Annotated in this window: 19 protein-coding genes; 4 read left to right on the forward strand and 15 right to left on the reverse strand. The window is 51.1% G+C overall.

The features are described from left to right. Positions 1 to 94 precede the first annotated feature (94 nt). Both EYB48_RS02320 and mutS read left to right on the forward strand, forming a co-directional pair. Positions 95 to 1477 (forward strand): DEAD/DEAH box helicase, encoded by a 1383-nt coding sequence (locus EYB48_RS02320; protein ID WP_162018656.1) that lies wholly within the window; start codon positions 95 to 97, stop codon positions 1475 to 1477. 581 nt (positions 1478 to 2058) lie between these two features. Beyond that, the gene (gene mutS / locus EYB48_RS02325) at positions 2059 to 4659 is read left to right on the forward strand and encodes a DNA mismatch repair protein MutS (protein ID WP_235934841.1); all 2601 of its coding nucleotides are present in this window, start codon (positions 2059 to 2061) and stop codon (positions 4657 to 4659) included. A gap of 136 nt (positions 4660 to 4795) precedes the next feature. Here the strand turns inward: mutS and EYB48_RS02330 are convergent, their stop codons facing one another. After that, positions 4796 to 5332: an FKBP-type peptidyl-prolyl cis-trans isomerase gene (locus EYB48_RS02330; protein ID WP_162018658.1), complete on the reverse strand. Its 537-nt coding sequence runs from the start codon at positions 5330 to 5332 to the stop codon at positions 4796 to 4798. A 78-nt stretch (positions 5333 to 5410) separates the two neighbouring features. Here EYB48_RS02330 and EYB48_RS02335 point away from each other — a divergent pair, with 78 nt between their 5' ends. Continuing rightward, positions 5411 to 6547 carry a cupin domain-containing protein gene (locus EYB48_RS02335; protein ID WP_162018659.1) on the forward strand — a complete coding sequence of 379 codons (1137 nt, stop codon included), beginning with the start codon at positions 5411 to 5413 and terminating at the stop codon, positions 6545 to 6547. Between the two features lie 307 nt (positions 6548 to 6854). Then, a complete protein-coding gene (locus tag EYB48_RS19480) occupies positions 6855 to 7082 on the forward strand; it encodes a hypothetical protein (RefSeq protein WP_408058243.1) in 228 nt (75 codons plus the stop codon). Between the two features lie 170 nt (positions 7083 to 7252). Here EYB48_RS19480 and bamC read toward each other — a convergent pair whose 3' ends face one another. From bamC to trpB, 14 genes are all read right to left on the reverse strand, one after another. Further along, positions 7253 to 8419 carry an outer membrane protein assembly factor BamC gene (bamC, locus tag EYB48_RS02345; protein WP_162018661.1) on the reverse strand — a complete coding sequence of 389 codons (1167 nt, stop codon included), beginning with the start codon at positions 8417 to 8419 and terminating at the stop codon, positions 7253 to 7255. Positions 8420 to 8495: 76 nt separating this feature from the next. Then, positions 8496 to 9380: a 4-hydroxy-tetrahydrodipicolinate synthase gene (dapA, locus tag EYB48_RS02350; protein WP_162018662.1), complete on the reverse strand. Its 885-nt coding sequence runs from the start codon at positions 9378 to 9380 to the stop codon at positions 8496 to 8498. Between the two features lie 94 nt (positions 9381 to 9474). Continuing rightward, entirely contained in the window at positions 9475 to 10038 is a 564-nt protein-coding gene (locus EYB48_RS02355; RefSeq protein WP_162018663.1) for a class I SAM-dependent methyltransferase, read from the reverse strand. Positions 10039 to 10059: 21 nt separating this feature from the next. Beyond that, positions 10060 to 10716 (reverse strand): site-2 protease family protein, encoded by a 657-nt coding sequence (locus EYB48_RS02360; protein WP_162018664.1) that lies wholly within the window; start codon positions 10714 to 10716, stop codon positions 10060 to 10062. A gap of 37 nt (positions 10717 to 10753) precedes the next feature. Continuing rightward, positions 10754 to 11377, reverse strand: a complete 624-nt coding sequence (locus tag EYB48_RS02365) for an L-threonylcarbamoyladenylate synthase (RefSeq protein ID WP_162018665.1) — start codon at positions 11375 to 11377, stop codon at positions 10754 to 10756. A 165-nt stretch (positions 11378 to 11542) separates the two neighbouring features. Continuing rightward, positions 11543 to 12397, reverse strand: coding sequence for a 3',5'-nucleoside bisphosphate phosphatase (locus EYB48_RS02370; protein ID WP_202927633.1), 855 nt, complete (start codon positions 12395 to 12397; stop codon positions 11543 to 11545). 84 nt (positions 12398 to 12481) lie between these two features. Next, complete coding sequence (locus EYB48_RS02375) at positions 12482 to 14758, reverse strand: TonB-dependent receptor plug domain-containing protein (RefSeq protein ID WP_235934843.1); 2277 nt, start codon at positions 14756 to 14758, stop codon at positions 12482 to 12484. A gap of 308 nt (positions 14759 to 15066) precedes the next feature. Continuing rightward, positions 15067 to 16587 (reverse strand): amidophosphoribosyltransferase, encoded by a 1521-nt coding sequence (gene purF / locus EYB48_RS02380; RefSeq protein ID WP_162018666.1) that lies wholly within the window; start codon positions 16585 to 16587, stop codon positions 15067 to 15069. Positions 16588 to 16609: 22 nt separating this feature from the next. Next, positions 16610 to 17098 carry a CvpA family protein gene (locus EYB48_RS02385; RefSeq protein WP_162018667.1) on the reverse strand — a complete coding sequence of 163 codons (489 nt, stop codon included), beginning with the start codon at positions 17096 to 17098 and terminating at the stop codon, positions 16610 to 16612. Between the two features lie 12 nt (positions 17099 to 17110). Beyond that, entirely contained in the window at positions 17111 to 18157 is a 1047-nt protein-coding gene (locus tag EYB48_RS02390) for an SPOR domain-containing protein (RefSeq protein WP_162018668.1), read from the reverse strand. 59 nt (positions 18158 to 18216) lie between these two features. After that, complete coding sequence (gene folC / locus EYB48_RS02395; RefSeq protein WP_162018669.1) at positions 18217 to 19509, reverse strand: bifunctional tetrahydrofolate synthase/dihydrofolate synthase; 1293 nt, start codon at positions 19507 to 19509, stop codon at positions 18217 to 18219. Positions 19510 to 19586: 77 nt separating this feature from the next. Further along, on the reverse strand, positions 19587 to 20459 hold the full coding sequence (accD, locus tag EYB48_RS02400; RefSeq protein ID WP_162018670.1) for an acetyl-CoA carboxylase, carboxyltransferase subunit beta: 873 nt from the start codon (positions 20457 to 20459) through the stop codon (positions 19587 to 19589). 97 nt (positions 20460 to 20556) lie between these two features. Beyond that, positions 20557 to 21354, reverse strand: a complete 798-nt coding sequence (gene trpA / locus EYB48_RS02405; protein WP_162018671.1) for a tryptophan synthase subunit alpha — start codon at positions 21352 to 21354, stop codon at positions 20557 to 20559. 101 nt (positions 21355 to 21455) lie between these two features. Further along, a complete protein-coding gene (trpB, locus tag EYB48_RS02410; RefSeq protein ID WP_162018672.1) occupies positions 21456 to 22736 on the reverse strand; it encodes a tryptophan synthase subunit beta in 1281 nt (426 codons plus the stop codon). Between the last annotated feature and the right edge of the window lie 16 nt (positions 22737 to 22752).

Consider the following 22752-nt stretch of genomic DNA (forward strand, 5'->3'; position numbering starts at 1 on the left):
GCAAGTATAAGTTCCATTGTGCTTCGCCATCCGGCGGAGCACAGGTTTTACCGGGTTGATATAGTTCACCCCTGATTTCAGATTGTACAATCTCATGCCCTCATTTCACGAACTCGGCTTGTCCGAGGACATCGTTCGCGCAGTCAGCGAACAAGGTTACACCTCCCCTACTCCTATTCAGCAACAAGCGATTCCAGCCGTCATCCAAGGCGGAGATTTGTTAGCAGGGGCACAAACCGGTACCGGCAAGACCGCGGGCTTTACTTTGCCGGTTTTGCAAAGATTGCTGAGTCAGCCTAACGGCCCCAGCGACAAAACATCGCGCCGCCCTATCCGCGTGCTGGTACTGACACCAACCCGTGAACTCGCCGCTCAGGTGCAGGAAAGCGTTGCCCTTTACAGTAAATATCTGCCTTTGAATTCCGGCGTTATTTTCGGTGGCGTCGGCATCAATCCACAAATCAAGCTGCTCAAACAAGGTGTAGACGTACTGGTCGCAACCCCGGGCCGCCTGCTGGATCACCATCAGCAAGGCACGATAGATCTGCGTCATATCGAAATCCTGATTCTGGATGAGGCAGACCGCATGCTGGACATGGGCTTCATCCACGACATCAAAAAAGTATTGGCGATCCTGCCACCAAAACGCCAGAATCTGTTGTTCTCTGCGACCTTCTCGGACGACATCAAAGCATTGGCTGACCGCCTCCTGAATAGTCCGGCCATGATAGAAGTCGCGCGCCGCAACTCTACAGTAGAAGTCATTGCGCAAAAAATCCATCCGGTAGACCGTGATAAAAAGCACCCTTTGCTGGCACATCTGATCAAGTCTCAGCAATGGTCTCAGGTATTGGTGTTTACCCGCACCAAACATGGCGCAAACCGTCTGGTCGAGCAATTGGGCAAAGAAGGTATTACGGCCATGGCTATCCACGGTAATAAGAGCCAGTCTGCACGTACCAAAGCCCTGTCTGAATTCAAGGATGGCAGCTTATCCGTCTTAGTTGCCACCGACATCGCAGCCCGTGGTATTGATATTGACCAATTGCCGCACGTGGTCAATTACGATTTGCCTAACGTGCCGGAAGACTATGTGCATCGCATCGGCCGTACAGGCCGCGCTGGTGCAAGCGGTGAGGCCGTTTCGCTGGTTTGCGTGGACGAGTTCAAACTGCTGGCTGATATCGAGAAATTCATCAAGCGTCAGATTCCACAGGAAATCATAGACGGCTTCATTCCCGATCCAAATGCCAAAGCGCAGCCTATCCAATTGCGCAGTTTTGAAGGCCGCAATCATCCCGGCAATGGCCAACGTAAAGCCCGTCCGGTAGGCAGTAACAAACCTCAGGCAGCCAAGGCACCACAGCCACGCAATGAAAATGCAGCGCGCCCACAACAGCCTAAGCCACGCAATGGCAACCTGTTAGGCGGCAAATCTGCTGGCCCGCGCAGATCCGGCAGCCGCGGCAACGGCTAAGCCAGGCTACACTACGCAGTAAGCAATCAGCTTCAAGCGCTGTACAAACCTGCTTACTGCGTTTTCTGTCAGGCTGAGCACCTAAGCAGTGCGCATATTTAATGAGCACACTTATTGAGCTCACTTAACCGACGCTCAGCGACCTCTGCACCTGCGCTAGCAATCCGCCTAGCTTTGCACTTCATCCTGAAGCAAATTCGAATTCCATTTCAAGCTAGCGCCGCTAACGGACCAAGCACACTCACCCGCTCATTTGAGTCGCCTGCCGCACAATTGCAGCGAAGTTAGTCGAGACCTGTCTCTATCCGTCTATAGCTCACCGTCATCCACTATAATGTGCACTTTTATGACTGAGCGTTTGCTTTGCAGCTTGCGAACGCAGATGCAGCAAGCATGCGGAAAAGCACACTATCTTTGCGGAAATCAGCTGCATAAACAGATCTGCAAGCTCCACCGGCTATACAAGAATGTTAATCGAGCCTATGCAGCTCTCAGCATGCCTGTTCATTTCCGGCAACCAGACAACATCATCCCAATAACAATAAAGATTTATGAGTAACGACAATTCCAAACACACGCCAATGATGGTCCAATATTTACGCATAAAAGCGGACCATCCGGATACGCTGGTGTTTTATCGCATGGGCGATTTTTATGAACTGTTTTTTGGTGATGCGGAAAAAGTATCGCGTCTGCTGGGTATCACCCTGACCCAGCGCGGCAGCTCAGGCGGCGAGCCTATCAAGATGGCAGGCGTGCCGTTTCATTCGCTGGAACCCTATCTGGCCAAGCTGGTCAAGATGGGTGAATCCGCTGCGATCTGTGAGCAGATCGGCGATCCAGCCACCAGCAAGGGACCGGTAGAACGCAAAGTCATGCGCGTCGTCACGCCTGGCACATTGACGGATACCGATCTGTTGCCGGAGAAATCTGAACGCCCACTGCTGGCGCTATGCCTGACGCAGCAAAGAAAAACCATTACCGTCGGCTTGTCCTGGCTGTCACTAGCCAGTGGCGCCTTGAAACTGATGGAATTTTCCAGCGATGAAAAGTCGCTTCCTCAGCGCTTACAACATGAGTTGGAACGTATCGCACCAGCCGAAATACTGATTTCAGCCGGCACCCTGATGCTGGATGAGCATAAACAAGCCCTGCCCGGTAAATTTTCAGAGGTCGCGGACTGGCACTTCGATATCAAGCAAGGGCAAAAAGCACTGCAGGATCAGTTAGGCACATCAACACTGACTGGTTTTGGCGTTGAAAATATGTCTGCCGCGCTGGGCGCGTCCGGCGCCTTATTGCGCTATGCAGAAAGCACCCAGGGCCGCGGCTTGAAACATGTGAATGCGCTGAGCGTGGAAAATGAAGATGAATTCATTGGCCTCGATACCGCCACCAGACGTAATTTGGAACTGACTGAGACCTTGCGCGGCCAGGAAGCGCCGACCTTGTTCTCTTTGCTGGATCACTGCAAGACCGCGATGGGTTCACGCCTGCTGCGTCACTGGCTGCATCATGCGAAGCGTGATCAGCGCGTGGCGCGCTCACGTCATCAGGCAATCAGGGCAATCATGAGCGCCGATTCGACCGAAGGCCTGTCCAGCGCCCTGAATGCGATTCCTGATATTGAGCGCATTACCACCCGTATCGCCTTACAATCTGCGCGGCCACGCGACTTGTCGGCATTGCGCGATGGTATGCAGCATTTGCCTAGCTTGCGCAATTATGTGAGCCTGTGTGTCGCCGACAACCAGACCAGCCTGCTGACGCAGATATTGCAGGATTTGCAGACCCCTGCGGAGTGCCTGGATTTGCTGGAACGCAGCCTGTTACCACTGCCTGCTACCATGGTGCGTGATGGCGGCGTGATTGCCAAAGGCTATGACGCAGAACTCGATGAACTGCGTGCGCTGTCAGAAAATGCCGGTCAATTTCTGGTTGATCTGGAAGCCTCAGAACGTGAACGTACCGGCATCGCCAACCTGCGGGTAGAGTACAACCGGGTACATGGCTTCTATATCGAAGTCACCAATGGCCAGGCCGATAAAGTGCCAGACAACTACCGCCGCCGTCAAACGCTGAAAAATGCCGAACGCTATATCACGCCGGAATTAAAAGCCTTTGAAGACAAGGCACTGTCCGCGCAAGAGCGCGCCCTGGTCAGGGAAAAAATTCTGTACGAGCAGTTATTGCAGGATTGTTTGCCGCATATTGCACAGCTGCAGACCATAGCCCACGCGGTCGCCAGCCTCGATACCCTGGTCAGCCTGGCGGGTCATGCCAGCAAAAACAATTGGTGTGCACCTGAGCTGATTGATGCGCCCAGCCTCAACATCAGCCAGGGCCGACATCCTGTTGTCGAAAATCAGATAGAACGCTTTATCGCGAATGACTGCAAACTGGATGCGGATAAAAAATTATTGCTGATTACCGGCCCGAATATGGGTGGTAAATCGACCTTTATGCGTCAGGTCGCCCTGATCACCCTGCTCGCCTATGTGGGCAGCTATGTACCGGCACAAAGCGCAACGATAGGTCCTATCGACAGAATTTTTACACGCATTGGTGCAGCGGATGATCTGGCCGGAGGACGTTCCACCTTCATGGTAGAGATGACAGAATCTGCAGCGATCCTGCATGGCGCTACAGAAAACTCGTTGGTGCTGATGGATGAAGTCGGTCGCGGCACCTCTACATTTGACGGATTGGCGCTGGCCTGGGCAATTTCTAAGCATCTGATACAGAGCACCAAAAGTTTCACCCTGTTCGCGACTCACTACTTTGAACTGACTCAACTGCCAGATACCCATCCGAGTGCGGAAAATGTGCATCTGTCGGCGGTGGAACATAAGGAAAACATCGTGTTCTTACATGCGGTGCAAGCTGGACCGGCGTCGCAGAGTTATGGCTTGCAAGTCGCGCAGCTGGCTGGCATACCGCAGCCAGTGATACGCTCGGCACGCAAGCATCTGGCGGATCTGGAAGCGCACTCATTGCAAAGCACACCGCAGTTTGATTTATTCTCTGGTGCCAGCAGCGCACCCGAGGCAGTCGCAGAGCCAGCAATCAGCGAGGAAGAACAACAAGCCCTGGATGCTTTGAAAAAAGTCGATCCGGACAGCCTGTCCCCGCGCGAAGCACTGGATGCACTGTATGAGCTGAAACAACTGCTGGGAAAATAAGGAGCAGATCAGCGTTCACCGCTCATCGTTCATCAGCCCCCCCCCAAAAAAAATGCCGCAGACCTGAAATCTGCGGCATTTTTCACTTTTATACCCGTTGACTTGCAATTACATGCAAAGCCAGGGCAGGAGCTGATCAGTGAATATGATGGGTGCGGTATTCATCGCTGTCGTCACCGTCTTCATCGTCATGATGATGGCCGTGTGCGCCGTGTACATGGCCGTGTGCCACTTCGACGTCGGACGCTGCACGTACAGCTTCCACCGTCAGGCTGAAACGCAATGCAACACCTGCCAGCGGATGATTACCATCCAGTACAACTTTATCCTCGGCGATATCGGTGACGGTAAAGATATGGCTTTCACCTTCATCAGACTCTTCCGGCATGCCTTCAAATTGCATACCAACTTCGAGTGGACTTGGAAAACGGTCACGTGGCTCAACCTTAACCAGTTGCGCATCATAGTCGCCAAACGCATCTTCTGGCTCCAGTTGAATCTCAGTAGAGAAACCAGTTTCTTTACCTTCCAGCGCCGCTTCGATTTTCGGGAAGATATTGTCATATCCGCCGTGCAGATACACCATAGGCTCCTGACCTTCCTCGATCAGATTGCCTTGCGCATCCGACAAAGTATAGCGGGCGGTAACAACTGAGTTTTTGACAATCTTCATACGATATCCTTTAAAAATATATGCATGCAGGATTATACCCGTCTGGAACTGCAGCGCAGGCACGCCTATAATGCGCACATGAAAAAATTTACGACACCCCTGACGCTGCTAGGCGGCATTTCCCCAGAACAATTCCTGTCCGAATACTGGCATAAAAAACCCTTGCTGATACGGCAGGCGATTCCTGGCTTTCAAGCTATTCTGTCGCCACAAGCGCTGTTTGATCTCGCTGCCCGTGACGATGTGGAGTCGAGACAAATCAGTTTCTTCAACCAGCATTGGGAAATGCAACGCGGCCCGATAGAAGCGCCACCGCTTAAGCATAAAAAAGACTGGACCTTGCTGGTACAAGGCGTCAACCTGCACAACGCAGATGCTGATGCCTTACTGCGCGAGTTCCGTTTTATTTCTGATACCCGCTTAGATGATCTGATGATCAGCTATGCCGCAGACGGCGGTGGCGTGGGTCCCCATTTTGATTCCTATGATGTGTTCCTGCTGCAGGCACACGGAAAACGCCAGTGGAAAATCAGTGCACAAAAAGACTTAAGCCTGATCGAAGGCATGCCTTTAAAAATTCTGTCCGACTTTAAAGCTGAAGAAGAATTTGTTCTGGAACCCGGTGACATGCTGTATCTGCCACCGCAATATGCACACGATGGCATTGCAATCGGTGAATGCATGACCTATTCGGTCGGTTTCAGAGCGCCGTCTTATCAGGAGCTGGGCGAATCATTCCTGAATTTCATGTCAGATACGCTGGAAATCCCGGGCCGCTACGCAGATCCGGAATTGAAACCCAGCAGCAAACCGGCCGAAATCAGCAGTGATTTCCTGCAGAAGGTATCCGATGAAATCGCCAAAATACGCTTCAAAGAAGATGATATTGCAATCTTCCTTGGTGAGTACCTGACGGAACCTAAGCAAACCGTGTTTTTCGAGTCACCAGCCAAACCACTGACTCCTAAAAAGTTTGCGCAGTCTGCAGAAAAAAACGGCGTCCGGCTCTCACTGAAAAGTGCCATGCTGTACAAAGGCAAGCATGTATTTATCAATGGAGAATCCTTCGCAGTGGGCAAGGAAGACAAGTTACTGTTGAATAAGTTTGCCAATCAGCGCTACCTGGATGGCGAAGATATCGCCACCGCGTCGGCTGATGTGATGGAAGCCTTCTGTATGTGGTACGAAGATGGATGGCTGGAGTTACGTAAATAACCCGGTTCGATCCCATTTCCAGGCTGAATACTGCCTTTATTTCGTTAAATTAAACGCAATAAATGCAGTGAATAGGGATTAGATGTTTTCTTCGATACAAAAAAACATGAAATTGCAGGCTAATTCGCATCAATCCCTATTCCATTGCAGGAAAAATCATTATAATCACGGGTTAGGAAACTTTCGATGAAGTGCGTCACGAAAAATGGTGCGCTGCAACGAGTAAGCCTATAGAGCGATAATTACCGGTAATTATTCATCGCAAAATTTTGATCTTATTTTTGATCTATTTATTGAAAGTACAAACATGAAAAAATCTCTCTTGCTCGTATCCCTGATGGCAATCGCTTTGGCAGCTTGCGGTAAAAAAGAAGAAGCAGCATCTGCTCCAGCAGCATCCGTAGTTGCTCCAGCTCCAGCATCCGCAACTGAAGCTCCAGCAGCAGCTCCAGCTCCAGCAGCAGCATCTGACGCAGCTGCAGCATCCAGCGCAGCTCCAGCAGCTTCCGCTACAGCAGCTCCAGCTTCTAAGTAATTCGTTACTGAAGCAAAAAGCCGGCATATGCCGGCTTTTTTTTCGCCAGAAATTTGCCCCCAGCTGTTAAAACATGTATTTGCAGTCGCAGCAAACCCGGCGAAATTCAGATCAGATAAAAAAAAGCGGCCAATTAATCTGGCCGCTTTTTTCATTACTTGATAGCTACATTACTTGAGCTGATCATTTAACAATTGCAGAATTTTCAGAGATACCGGTGACGTGTCGAGCTTTCCTTCATTATTATGCACGCTGATATGGCTGACCTCACCATTCGGACCTGCATTTTTCACCAAAATGCGGTAGCGTTGCGCTTCTTTCGCTGCGTCGCTGGAACCGAACGAGAACAATTTAGAGAAGAAGCCTTCGCTCGCACCCTTGGTTTTCGCGTCGATGTCCTGATCGATGTAGCGTACAAAGTATACGCCTTGTGAACGATCGCGGTCTTCTACAGTGAAGCCAACTCTATCCAAAGCCAAGCCAACACGACGCCAGGAACGGTCAAAGCTTTCATCAACCTCTACATAATTCTGCTCACCATTTTTGAGCAGTTTGGAATGCGATTTTTCTTCCGCCGCTGTTTTCACCGCCACTTTGGCAGTTTCTGCATCCGAGCCCAGGCGCACCATCAGGCGGGACAAAAATTCAGCTTCCAGGCCAGGATCAGCCGCGCGCGGCGTCCAGACCGTGCCGTCCTTCTGCGCACCAGTCACCACTTCCTGTGCGCCACGATGGCTGATGTAAATTTCCAGCTTGCCATCCGCAGTACGCTCCAGACGGGTACGGAATTTATCACGCTCACCAGTCGAATACAGTGAGTCGATCACGCGACCCAGTGTATTGCGGATGATATCCTGCGGGATTTTCGCGCGGTTTTCCGCCCAGTCCGTTTCCATCACACCAGCTTCCTGATTTTCTATCACAACCAGAAAACCCAGTTCTTGCCAAAAGTCTTTCAATTGCGGCCATACATCTTCAGGCTTCTGCGAAACCACCAGCCAGCGCTGAGAACCATCACGCACAATGCGCATATCTTTGATCTGACCTGGCGCTACAGTTGCTGCAACTGTACTGGACTGGGCTTTAGCGCCCTTTTCCAGATTGTAGCCGGAAGCAGTCGCCGTACTTTTATTCGCATCAGGAATCGCAAAACGGCTATCGCGGCGAATCTGAGTCAGGTCGGGCGGAACTTCCAATGACACCGCATTTGCTTTACCTGCGCTTTTGTAATCAATCTTATTTGGCTCAATCAAATTGCTAATAGAGCTACAACCCGTCAATCCAACAAGCGCTACAGCGCCGATGATGCCATTTTTAGCAACCAAGCTTTTTGCCATGTGAAAGTCCCTACTCATTATTTTTCAGTTAAAACTACGCGCTGCAAACTGGTACTTGCTGCGTTCTTTGTGGTGCTTATTGTAATACACCTGCCTCGCGTAATGCAGCACGAAGTGTCTCATGATATTGCTCAGACATAGGCACTAAAGGCAAACGCAGGCCTGCAGGTATCAAGCCCATCTCACTCATTGCCCACTTAACCGGCAGAGGATTTGGTTCGATGAATAATTTATTATGCAAAGCCATCAGATGGTTGTTGATACTGCGTGCTTTCGCAATATCGCCAGCCATCGCCGCTGCACATAATTCATGCATGGCTTTTGGTGCCACGTTGGCAGTCACGGAAATATTTCCTTTGCCGCCGCAGAACATCAGCGCCATTGCCGATGCATCGTCACCCGAATAAACGGCAAAAGATTCCGGAGCCAGACGAATCAGGTCGATACCACGTGCCAGATTACCGGTCGCATCTTTCACACCGATGATGCCCGGCACTTGTGCAAGACGCAGGATAGTTTCATTGGACATGTCCGCCACAGTACGGCCTGGCACATTGTAGAGAATGACAGGAATATCAACCGATTCCGCAATTTTCTTAAAGTGCTGATACATGCCTTCCTGGGTAGGACGGTTGTAATACGGTACAACTTGCAAAGACGCATCGGCACCCGCTTCTTTAGCGAATCGGCTCAAAGCAATCGCTTCGGCAGTTGAATTGCCACCGGAGCCAGCAATGATAGGAATGCGTTTATTGGTGTGCTCAACAGCGACACGGATCAACTCGCAATGCTCTTCGACTGAAACTGTCGGCGACTCACCTGTGGTCCCGACGATCACGATACCGTCGGTACCTTGCTCGATGTGCCAGTCAATCAGCTTACGCAGGCATGGCAAATCGAGACTGCCATCAGCATGCATAGGGGTTACGATCGCAACCAGACTTCCGTGAATCTTTGTCATGTTAGTGCCAGAAAAAAATAAAACCCTGATTGTAGCGGAAGCCACGTTAATCAGGTGGTAAATCGCTGGAATTCAGACTCAAACCAGCCCCTTATTACGCCAGACGATTTAACTGCTTCGCCCCGCCCTGCCTGCGCGCGCATATCCGCTGTATCTGTGCCGGCCTCGGTACATCCACATAGCCGGATTCATAGGCAATCACCTCCATCGCGACCGCTGGACTTGACGCAATCAACTGCAGTAACTCACCCTCTTTGAGTAAAAATTCTGCACGCGAAGGTTTGCCAAATTTCTCATTACCCACAGCAAAAGTCTCGTAAATCATCACACCACCGGGAGCAAGCAATTTCAGCAAGCGCGGGAACAAGGGCCGGTGCAAATAATTACATACAATCAGCGCAGAAAACGAGGCATCTTCAAACGGCCAGATGAGTTCGCCTTCCCGCTCCAGATCCAAAGCAAGCGTGTGAACACCAGCCTGTTCCAACTGCTCAAATGCGGCAGCATCCCTGTCCACACCAAACAGCTCTAAACCTAAGCCCAACAAGGGATACAAATTACGGCCATGACCGCATGCCACATCCAACACTCGTCCAGCCTGAATCAGCTGACTATGCCTGATTACCCAGGCTGATGCCGTACCTGCACCGCAAACCATGTGAGCACACAGCGTCATCGCTCAAAACAAAAAGGTAAACGGGATCAGTAAAATTTGCAATAAAGCACTACCAAGTGCCATCACAGGCACCATCCAGTACTGCAACATTTTCAAAATAGCAAGACCCATCACGATGAAAAAACCATAGGGCTCAATTTGTGCAAACTTCATTGCCATTTGATGCGGGAGCAAACTGATCATTAACTGACCACCTGCCAGTGGAGGCACAGGAATCAGATGAAATGCAAACATCGCCAGGTTAGTGAGTACACCAGCGGATGCCATTTGTATGAAAAAACTCTCATCGACGCGGAATACACGCAACAAAATAGCAAGCAAAGCCCAGGCAAAAGCCATGACGAAGTTGGCCAATGGGCCGGATATGGAAACCCAGGCCAGGTCTTTTTTAGGATTACGTAATTGCGAATAATTGATAGGCATAGGTTTGGCATAGCCAAACAAAAATGCGCCATTGGTCGCCAGATACAGCACCACGGGAATTACTATCGTCCCCAGCGGGTCGATATGCACCATGGGGTTCAGGCTTAGCCTTCCAGCGGCCTGGCCAGTCGTATCGCCAAAATGACGCGCCGTATAACCACGGGCCGCCTCATACAGCGTAATAGCGAACACAACTGGCAGTGCGAAAATAAGAACGGTTTGAATTAAGTCATTCATAAATTACTTCTAAAATAAAACAATAAGCGACCGTAAATTACAGGCCAAAAAGCGCAGGATCACCGCCACCCAGCCGTATCAGCTCGGGCTCTGCAGCGGTCATATCGATCACCGTGGTGGGCGACAAACTGCAGGCACCACCGTCTATCACCAGGTCGAGCTGTTTTTCCATGCGTTCACGGATTTCTTCAGCGTCATTCAACGCGGCGTCCTCGCCCGACAAAATGAGCGTAGTGGCCAGCAGCGCCTGCCCTAATTCTTCTAATAAGGCATGGGTAATCTGATGTTCAGGTACACGCAGACCTATGGTCTTACGCGAAGGGTGACTGAGGCGGCGTGGGACTTCCTTGGTCGCCTCCAGAATAAAGGTATATGGCCCCGGCGTTGCAGCTTTGAGTAAGCGGTATTGTTTATTGTCGACCTTGGCATACAAGGCGATTTCAGACAAATCGCGACATAACAAAGTCAGGTGATGTTTTTCATCGACGCCGCGGATACGACGCAAGCGGGTTACCGCATCTTTATCATCCAGATGACAAACCAGGGCATAACAAGAATCCGTGGGAATAGCAACGATGCCACCCTGATCGACAATCTGCACTGCTTGTTTAATCAACCTGAGCTGAGGATTTTCAGGATGAATTTGAAAGAATTGACTCATAAAATAGTAAGGCTGGCGATGCTCGCCAGGCGCCTCGTCTGGAAAACGATAAGAACGCGGACGACACTGCGTAGTAGTTTTACCCACCAGCCATGATTAAATAGACATAAGCTGAGTAATGTACCAGATTCCCCTCTGTCAGGGGGATGTTATCAAGCGCTGGCATCAGTCAAAACGCCAATGCTCCCACACCGGCACAGAATCGCGCGGCAAGGCTTGTAAATGTCCGATATCAACCTCGAAATCCTCAGGCGAATGAAAATCCGAACCGCGTGAACTCAGAAAACCATAACGTGCGGCGATACCAGCGTATTCTGCATACTGATCCACTGTATGGCTACCTGTGACCGTTTCAATAGCAACACCGCCGAAGGCCTTAAACTCACGGAAAAAGCAGTCAAACGCCAGCGGCGTCAAATCATAACGGCCAGGATGCGCGATGACAGCCACCCCGCCAGCATCCCGTATCCAGCTGACAGCATCTTTGAGATTGGCCCAACGATGCGGCACGTAGCCCGGCTTGCCCTCAGTCAGGAAATGTTTGAATGCGTCAGAAACCGAGCTGGCGGCACCGATTTCCGCCAGATAACGCGCAAAGTGTGAACGCGAAATTAAATCAGGGTTGCCAACATATTTCAACGCACCTTCATAGACACCAGCGATTCCGGCACGCTGCTGCAGATCCTGCGCCATATCGCGCGCGCGGCGCTCGCGTCCAGAGCGGGTATTAGCCAAACCAGCCAACAGTTGCGGGTTAGCTTCGTCGACTTGCAAACCAACGATATGCACCGTCTTCCCGGCCCAGGTTACCGACACTTCCACGCCGGCGACAAATGGCAGGCCCAAGTCAGCCGCAGCCGCTCTGGCCTCAGCCACACCACTGACCTCATCATGATCAGTCAGCGCCCATAACTCAACACCGTTACGTTTTGCACGTATCGCCAGGTCAGACGGCGTCAGAACACCATCCGACACCGTGGAGTGAGAATGCAGATCAGCGTTTAACAAGATGGCAGACATAATTCAAATCATCAAAATCATTTAAGGGAAGATTGTACTCCCCTCGCCATCATTGCGCTGCAACAGCCGGCAAACCTAAACTGGTTAAATCTTCATTTCCAGACGCAGCGTCCACGTGGTATAAGTCGTCGCCAGCGTTTTATCATTACGATAAATACCTCCGGTCGTGACAGTATTGGCACTGTAAGAGTCTGCCGGACTCAGATTATTGGCCGACAAACGCATTTGCAGGCTGGGACTCCACTTCCACAATGCGTAGGCGTCAAACTGGCGCTTTTTACCCGTTTCCACAATCTGGGTCGCACTGGACTGGATTTCATACGCCGGCGTCCAGTTAACACTGCCGCCCAACGTCAGCGGCAATCCGGCAAGCCGGTAATCCAGTCCGAGGTTTGCGGTTTGCTTAGGTTGCTGATCCAGCCGGTTATTCGGTCCCGGTATGTCATCCACACTAGACCAGAACCGGCTGTAATTGGCGCGAAAGTCTATCGCAGGGCCTTCCGGCAAAAACTCCTGTAACTGGAATTTTGTATCGAATTCCATCCCCTTAGTGATTGCATGCCCTACATTGACAGGTGAAGATACCCAGCGCCCCCCGCTACCGTTATCGACCAACACTGTCCTTCTGCGTATCAGATCGTCGATACTCCTGACAAACAGGTTCAGGCTCACGATACCAGCCCGGCTCAGATAATGTTCGAACGCGAGGTCTATGCCCTTAGATAATTCCGGCTTCAGGTTAGGATTGCCGGTGCGGTCAGGCCGGGTGGCGCTGTTTTGATTTGAAATACTGGGTATCGCAATCAAATCATTCAAAGCAGGTGCACGGTAAGTGCTGGTCAGACCAAGCCGGATCTGATCCTTGCTATCCGGAATACGCCAGACGCCATGCAAGACCGGGCTCCAGACCCGGCTATCGTTGTCCACATTTTGACGCGTCGATGAACTGGACGTATGTATTCCTTCCCAACGCACACCCGCATAAGCTGAGAACTGCGGGCTGATATCAAATTCATCCTGTACAAACAAAGCGATACGGCGCGTGCTGGCATCAAGGTTATCTCCTGATTCTGCATACTGCGGCAAACCGTTATCTAGCGAAGTGCGGGTCTGGCTACGCTTACCCGCTTCCAACTCCCAGCCTGTCGCTAACGTATGCGCGTCACCTATCGGCATAGTCAGTTTGCCGCCGGTATTTAAAGTACGGTCGCGCGTGTTATTTACATCTGAAATCACATCAATTTGCTGACCCGTCTGATTGAACTGGTAGCGCATTGAGGAACTGTTCATTTTCCCTAGTCCACCGCCAAAGCGCACGACCAGCTTGCCATTGTTTTCAAATTTATGCTGCCAGTTACCAAAGCCACGCAGCAAAGTCGTCTCCGATTCATTCGATGAATTCGCTGTCGCATATGACTGTGGGCCAAAGTAAGTGGGCGAACGGAATAACTCATTGACCTGATTAAAGGTTTGGGAATTACTTTTTGAAGTCATCAAGAATGGCTGAAAATTCAGGGTATCGCCATTTTCAAATTTATAGTTAAAACGCGGTGTCAGATGCAAGCCTGTCGTTTCACGATCAGTCTGATCCTGCTGGTGCTGCATCAGCACCGTTTCGCCAGCAGTATTTTTTTCCAGACTATCAGTCAGACTCTGGTCATGCTGCTTGTTTTTAAAGACAGAGCCACTCATGACATAACTCAGCGCGCCAGCCTCACCCGGCACAGTCAGCGAAACGTTCGGTGCCAGTCGTCCCTGTTCCGATCCGAGTGAAATTTTCAGGTCGGTCGTCTTTTGTTTGTATTCTTCACGCAGGACGATGTTGATCGTCCCTGCGATAGCCTGAGTACTGAACTCAGCAACTGCACCACGTACGATTTCTATGCGCTCAACCTGATCGGGCGACAAAGAATCCATAGAAAACCCACGTGGTGCGCGTTCACCATTAATCAAAATCTGCGTGTAACCATTGCCCATACCGCGCATACGGATATCCCCACCACGACCGGGACGCCCACCCACAGTCACACCAGGCAGACGTTTTAAGACTTCGCCCAAACTGCTGTCACCATTACGATCCAACTCTTCGCGACCATAGATAATCTTCCCGGCTGTCGATTGCCTGCGCTCCTCCACCTCAGTGCGACCGCCACTCACCGTCACTTGCTGCACCACTTCCTTACCAGGCACCGGCTTTGCTTGCTTATCAGCCTTACCCAGTTCTGCTTTCGCCTTGGCCGGAGCAGCTGGAGCCTCTTTTACAGGCGCTTCTTCCTGCATCGTCTGGGCATGGCCGGAACTAACGTAAAACAGCATGCAAATTGCAGCCGCAATAGGAGAAAGACGAAATGGTGTGGACATGAAAACTCTCTTGAACAGATGGTACGCTGAGGTGACTTTGGCTGAGGACTAACTGGCTGGCCACCTGAAAAAGCATTAGGAATTGAATGTCGCTTATTGTATTTTTTGCTGCAGGCATTCGCTACCGCTTTGAGCGACTGATTTGTATAGAAATGAAACGAAGTGAGTCTGGTACCAGTGTTTTATCCCAGAGGCGTGACTAACATCCCTTTTATCTCACACCTTTGCGGGCCAAAGAAAAAGCCCGCACACCTTACAGTATGCGGGCTTAGCTCAATCAGACGCTGCGCGCTGAATCAGCTTATCACTTAGTCCTGACGTGCCGCCAGATTCAGATTCAATTGCGAACGCAACAAATCTTCTGTTTCGGGACGTGGATTGTTACGTGCATGTTCCAACTTATCGAGATAAGCCGGGGTTACGTCGCCGGTGATATAGAAACCATCGAAGCAGGATGCTTCTATGTTTTTCAACAAAGGATTTACATCAGAGATAGAGCGTTTCATTGCATCGACGTCCTGATACACCAGCGCGTCTGCAGTGATTTCACGGCACACTTCCTCGTCCGAGCGACCAAAGGCGATCAATTCGCTACGGGTAGGCATATCGATACCGTAGACATTCGGGAACTTCACTGGTGGTGCAGCGGATGCGAAAATAACCCGCTTTGCACCGGATTCGCGTGCCATCTGCACGATTTCACGGCTGGTGGTGCCACGTACTATCGAGTCATCAACCAGCAAAACGCTCTTACCTTTGAACTCTGAGCCGATCGCATTCAATTTCTGACGTACTGATTTGCGACGTACAGACTGACCAGGCATCATGAAGGTGCGACCGATATAGCGATTTTTAATAAAACCTTCGCGATAATCGAGATTCAGTTTCAATGCGAGTTCCATCGCCGATGGACGTGAAGAATCCGGAATCGGCATCACCACATCGATATCACCGGCACTGAACTGGCTGCGTACTTTTTCTGCCAGATACTCACCCATTTTCAAACGGGTCAGATAGACCGAAGCACCATCAATAATGGAATCCGGGCGGGCCAGATACACGTATTCAAACGCACAGGGATTCAGACTAGGATTATCCGCACATTGCTGGTTATACAGTTTGCCGTCGAGGTCGATAAACAAGGCCTCGCCCGGTTCTACGTCACGCAGGAAAGTGAAGCCCAGACCTTCCAAAGCAACCGATTCACTGGCGATCATGTATTCTCTGCCGCTCTCATTTTCCGAGTAGCCTATGCACAATGGACGGATACCGAAAGGATCGCGGAAAGCCAGTAAGCCATAACCGGCAATCTGCGCCACCACAGCATAAGAACCACGCACACGACGATGCAGCATAGACACCGCACGGAACAGTCCTTCAGGATCCAGAGAGTAACCACTGGTCACTTCCTGAATCTGATGCGCCAGAATATTCAGCAGAACCTCGGAATCTGAATCCGTGTTCAGATGACGGCGGTCATTCTTGAACAACTCAGTTTTGAGCTCAACCGCATTGGTCAGATTGCCATTATGTGCCAGCACAATACCAAACGGTGCATTCACATAGAAAGGCTGCGCTTCCTCTTCGCTGGTAGAACCGGCGGTCGGATAACGCACCTGCCCAATACCGACATTACCCGGCAAAGAGCGCATATTACGCGTGCGGAATACGTCACGAACCAGACCATTCGCTTTGTGCATGGCAAATTTATTGCCGTGGTTGGTAGCGATGCCAGCAGCATCCTGACCACGATGCTGCAACAGCAGCAGCGCATCATAGAGCAACTGATTAACGGGATTATTTGAAACAACACCTACGATGCCACACATGGTGGACTCCTAAAAAGACAAGTTAAAACCGAACATGATGGGAAATCGACGTAGGCAGAAATGGGATCACAGTATGTGCCGCTGTTTCTGCCAAAGGACTGAGCAAGGCTTCTTTCCAGAAGGCTTGCTGTGGCATAGTGGTCATGCCACACACTAAAACTGCTGCCAGGACTAGTACGCAGCCCCGGGCAAAACCGAATAATCCACCCAATCCGCGATCTGCCAGCGATAAACCACTGGCTTTGATGACGGCATCGACCGCCATCATGACGAGGGCCATGAGCAAACGTACGCCGACAAACAGGAGGATAAAAGCAACGATCAGGCGCACGATCTGGCCTGGAAAAAAAGATGGCAACCAGGAAGCCAGTAACTCGCTGTAAGCATTCGCGACAACAAAAGCGACAGTCCAGCTGACCAGGGACAGGATTTCCTTGATGAGTCCACGCATGGTGCTGATAACAATAGAGCAGATCAGTATCAGCAGAACGATGTAATCAAAGAGTGTCACTTAAATTCCCGCTCAGTTTGGAACCAAAGTACCGCTTAAACCCAGCTTATCCAGTTTCGCCCGCGCTTTATCCGCTTCTTCTTTGGATTCAAAGGGGCCGATACGAACCCGTATCTTGTCACCGGAACTGGTCGCTACCTTTTGCGTATAAGAACGGATATTGGCGGACCTGAGCTTAGACTGTAATTCGTCGACTTTTTCCTGGGAAGCCAATGCGGCTACCTGAACAGTATAGGAAGATTTTTCTGTATGTTCAGCTTTTGTTGTTGCTTGTGGCTTAGCGGGTGTTTTACCTTCCAGAATAGCTAATGCGCGTGCCGTCTCATCATCACTGGCTGCGTTTTTGACAGGCTTGGCTGGCTCAGCTTTTGGCTCTGGCTTACGTTCAGGCTTAGCTTCGGTTTTAACTTCCGGCTTCGCATGCTCTTTTTCTGGCGACTTTTGTACCTTGTCTGCGGGCTTAGCTTCCGTTTTGGAATCGGCTCTGAGTTCTTTGATATCGCGCCGTGCTTCCGTAATGACTTCAGGCTGACGTTCAGTTTTGATGGTTTTTTCTGGTGTTGCGGTCAGTGCAGCTGTCTGGCCTGTTGCTGGCTTGCTTTCCGTTTTGGGGAGTGCTGGCAGGTCCTTCGCTTTTGGCAAAGGTGGTGCTGGCTCGATAATTTCTTCAACTGGTTCGGCCGGTGTAATCACAGGCCGTCTGTTAGAGCCAGCCTCGGCTGATTCTGCCTGATTTTGATTGGCAGCCAGTTCCGGTGCTTTGTCTTTAGATGGAATGCGAATTTGCACATCATCCCCCAAAGGCTTGGGCTCGGAGTCGAACAACATGGGCAGGCCGATCACAGCAGCCAGCGCAATAGCACTGGCCCCGATCAGACGACGGCGCGCACGTTTTTTTTCAGGAAGTATAGGATCTTCTACCCTGGAACGACGGGAAGCAGCAGCTTTCTTAGAGCGCGAGCGCGTTTCCACGCTATCCTCTTCCGCACGGGAGCGGAATTCGCCATTTTCATAGCTATCGGACGTATCTTGCTTTTTGAAACGCGAGAACAAACCCATGTGCAAATTTCTGTCTGGTTAGCAGTCCCCACAACCATCAGAGATGTGGGGTCGCAAAATCATGTATGCATTGCAGATCTTCTGGCGCGCATCACACCCGCAACCGTCAGGAAAGATCCAAAGACCACTATTCTATCATTTTCCCCGGCTTTACTCATCGCATAGTGATAAGCTTCTTCAGGATTTTGAAATGTTTGTACACTGTGTTCTGTGTCAGGCACTACGCCGGCATCCAGCAAACGCTGTTGCAACTGACTCGCCGTCGCTGCACGTGGCAAAGGCAGATCTGTCACGCACCAGTGATCAACCTTGTCCTTCAACTGAGCGATCACGCCATCAATATCTTTATCCAGCATGGAACCGAATACCGCATAGGTATAAGCATGAAAGCCCATGTTATCCATATTCTGCGCCAGGGTGGCTGCCGCATGCGGGTTATGCGCGACATCCAGCACGACCACCGGACGTCCCGGCATCACCTGAAAGCGCCCAGGCAAATCCACCATCACCAGACCGGTACGCACTTCCTGCGCCCCAACCGGCAATACATCCTTCAGAGATTCTAAGGCCGCCAATACCGCCGCCGCATTCAACAATTGATTGGCGCCACGCAGGCTAGGATAGCCCAGCGAATTGCGGCGCTGATTACGCCCGCCATAATTCCACTGCTGCTTGTCGCCGTTATAGTTGAAATCACGCCCAAACAACCACAGATCAGCGCCTATCGAGGTGGCATGATCAATCAGAGTTTGCGGTGGCACTGGGTCGCCGCAAATTGCAGTGCGGCCTGGGCGGAAAATTCCCGCTTTTTCGAAACCGATTTTTTCACGGGTATCACCCAGATAATCAGTGTGGTCGATATCGATACTGGTGACGACAGACACATCCGCATCAATCACATTCACCGCATCCAGCCTGCCTCCCAGCCCGACTTCCAGTATCACCACATCCAGCGGCGCTCTTGACAGCAAATCACAAATTGCAAGCGTAGTGAATTCAAAATATGTCAGCGAGACATCGTCACGTGCGGCTTCCACACGATCAAAGGCCGCAATGAATTCTGCATCGACTACGTTTTCGCCATTGATACGGGCGCGCTCGTTAAAATCGAGAAAATGTGGCTTACTGTATAAACCTACCCGATAGCCAGCCTGCATCAGGATGGCTTCCAGCATGGCGCAGGTAGAGCCTTTTCCATTGGTGCCGGCGACCATAATCACCGGACAGGAAAACTGTATTCCCATGCGGTTCTTGACCGCAGCAACGCGGTCCAAACCCATATCAATTTCTTTAAAGTGGCGTTGCTCTAACAGCGACAGCCATGCAGGTAAGGTAGTTGGCAGATTTTGCATGATATAAAAAAAGCCCTCAGCAACAGGATCTGTACACAGACCCCAAGCCTTGGGCTTCCTGAAAAATAGGTTAAAACTTAAGCGACTGCTTCGGCAGGCTGATTTTGCAGCAAAGCGAGCAGACGGGCGATTTCTTCGCGCATTTTACGGCGGTCGATGATCATATCAATCGCGCCTTTTTGCAGCAGGAATTCGGAACGCTGGAAGCCTTCCGGTAATTTCTCACGTACTGTGTTTTCGATCACGCGTGGACCAGCGAAACCGATCAGCGCTTTTGGCTCACCGATCACCACATCACCCAGGAAGGCGAACGAGGCAGATACACCGCCCATGGTTGGATCGGTCAGCACAGAAATAAATGGCAGACGCTGTTCAGATAATTTGGTCAGCATTGCAGTCGTTTTCGCCATTTGCATCAACGACAACAAGCCTTCCTGCATACGCGCACCGCCGGTAGCCGTGAAACAGACAAACGGCACTTTCTGTTCCAGTGCAGCCTGCACACCACGCACGAAACGTTCACCGACTACGGAACCCATAGAGCCGCCCATGAATTCAAATTCAAAGCAAGCTGCCACGACTGGCACTGACATGATGGAACCACCCATCACCAACAAAGCATCGGTTTCACCGGTTGTTTCCAGTGCGTCTTTCAGACGGTCAGGATATTTTTTACTGTCTTTGAATTTCAGCGTATCCACCGGCAGGACTTCCTGACCGATTTCATAACGTCCGCCAGCATCAAGCAAGGCATCCAGACGCTCACGCGCACCGATACGCATGTGGTGACTGCACTTAGGGCAGACATGAATATTGGCTTCCAGGTCGGAACGGTACAACACCGCTTCACAGGATGGGCATTTCACCCATAAGCCCTCAGGAATAGACTTGCGTGTTGCAGATTCCGAGCGCTGTATGCGCGGTGGTAACAGTTTTTCTAACCAGCTCATGTTTTCTCCTCTTGCCAGCTTGTATCTGACAGATCAAGCACATGACCCCGCTGATACGGGGCCAAACAGTTGCCACAAAGTGCAATAGGCGCGTATTTTACTCGTCTAAGGCCTCTCTGACACCAGAAATAAAAGTTTTTACGGCATTCACTGCCTGATCCCTTGGGGCGGTTTCGAGTTCCTGAATAATCCGGGACCCGATCACGACCGCATCCGATACGCTGGCAATCGCCCGCGCCGTCTGTCCATCGCGAATACCAAAGCCAACACCGACTGGCACCTGGACATGTCGCTTAATTTTTGGAATCATCTCTGCCACAGCAGACAAATCCAGACTACCGGAACCGGTCACCCCTTTTAAAGACACGTAGTACACATAACCGGATGCGATTTTACCTACCAGCGCAATCCTCTCCTCAGTCGAGGTCGGCGCCAGCAGGAATATGGTATCCATGCCATGTTGCTGCATGCTTTTTGCAAATTCTTCGCATTCTTCCGGTGGATAATCCACCACCAACACCCCGTCCACACCGGCTTCTGCGGCAGCCTCAATGAAGACTTGCTGCCCCATGCGCTCTATAGGATTGGCATATCCCATCAGCACCACCGGCGTTTTTTGATTGTTTACTCTAAATTCGCGGACGAATTGTAATACATCCCGCAGGCCAACTCCAAATTGCAATGCTCTTTCGGATGCGCGCTGTATCACCGGGCCATCCGCCATGGGATCGGAAAACGGCACGCCCAGCTCGATAATATCGGCACCACCCTCGACCAGGGCGTGCATCAGCGGCACGGTCATATCGGGTGCGGGGTCCCCGGCAGTGATGAAGGGAATCAGACCTTTACGTTGCTCAGCCGCGAGCGCAGCGAGTACAGATTGAATTTTTGACATATTGACAGACCAAAGAGGATAAACACCAGACAAGCTGTGCCGGGCGCTTTGTGTAGCCCGGCAATGCAGCGATTGCCACTTCAGGATATTCAGCTACGCATTCAGAACTTCAGCCCTGCACGTTCTGCAACCGTGTGCATATCCTTATCACCACGACCAGATAAATTGGCCAGAATGATTTTATCTTTCGGCAGCGTCGCCGCCAGTTTGGTCGCATACGCCAGCGCATGACTGGATTCCAGCGCCGGGATGATGCCCTCAATACGACAGCAATCATGGAAGGCTTGCAGCGCCTCTTCATCGGTAATAGTCACGTATTCCGCACGGCCACTGTCTTTAAGCCATGCATGTTCAGGGCCAACACCCGGATAGTCAAGACCAGCAGAGACTGAATGCGTTTCTATCACCTGACCATTCTCATCTTGCAGCAAATACGTGCGGTTTCCATGCAGGACACCTGGAGAACCTGCCGTCAGCGAAGCCGAATGAAGCCCGCTGGCCATGCCCTCACCTGCCGCCTCCACACCAAGCAAACGGGTTTGCTGCTGATCGATATAGGGATAAAAAATACCCATAGCGTTGGAACCGCCGCCGACACAGGCGACGACATAATCCGGCTGACGCCCGGCCAGCTCAGGCATCTGCCATAAGCACTCTTCGCCGATGACAGACTGAAAATCCCTGACCATCATAGGATAAGGATGCGGTCCAGCCACCGTGCCTATGATGTAAAAAGTATTTTCCACGTTAGTGACCCAGTCGCGCATCGCTTCATTCAGCGCATCCTTGAGCGTTTTCGAACCAGACTCGACAGGCACGACGGTCGCACCCAGCAGCTTCATGCGATACACATTCTGAGCCTGACGTTTAACATCTTCAGCGCCCATATACACTACGCATTCCAGCCCAAAGCGTGCGCAGATGGTGGCGGTTGCCACACCATGCTGACCAGCGCCGGTTTCCGCAATCACGCGCGGCTTACCCATACGCTTTGCCAGCAAGGCCTGCCCGATCACATTATTGATTTTGTGCGCGCCGGTATGATTTAAGTCTTCACGTTTGAAATAAATCTGTGCGCCACCCATCATTTCTGACCAGCGCTTTGCGTGATATACCGGCGACGGACGCCCTACAAAGTATTTCAATTCCTGGCGAAAATCTTCCAGAAACTGCGGGTCATGCTGGTAAGTCGCATAGGCATCCTTCAGCTCACTCAACGCATGGGTAAGCGTCTCAGAGACAAAGCTGCCGCCATAGGGGCCGAAATGACCGCGCTGATCTGGTAAGTGATAGGAGCTAGATTGATAGATTGCCGCCGCTGTAGCTGCTGTTGCTGATACTTGCGCAGCTGCGCCCGCATCCTGATTGATGTTGGTAGTCATTACTGTCCTTACAAAT

Origin of the sequence: Cognatundibacterium crateris (assembly GCF_010078235.1) — a bacterium.
GTDB lineage: Bacteria > Pseudomonadota > Gammaproteobacteria > Burkholderiales > Burkholderiaceae_D > Undibacterium > Undibacterium crateris.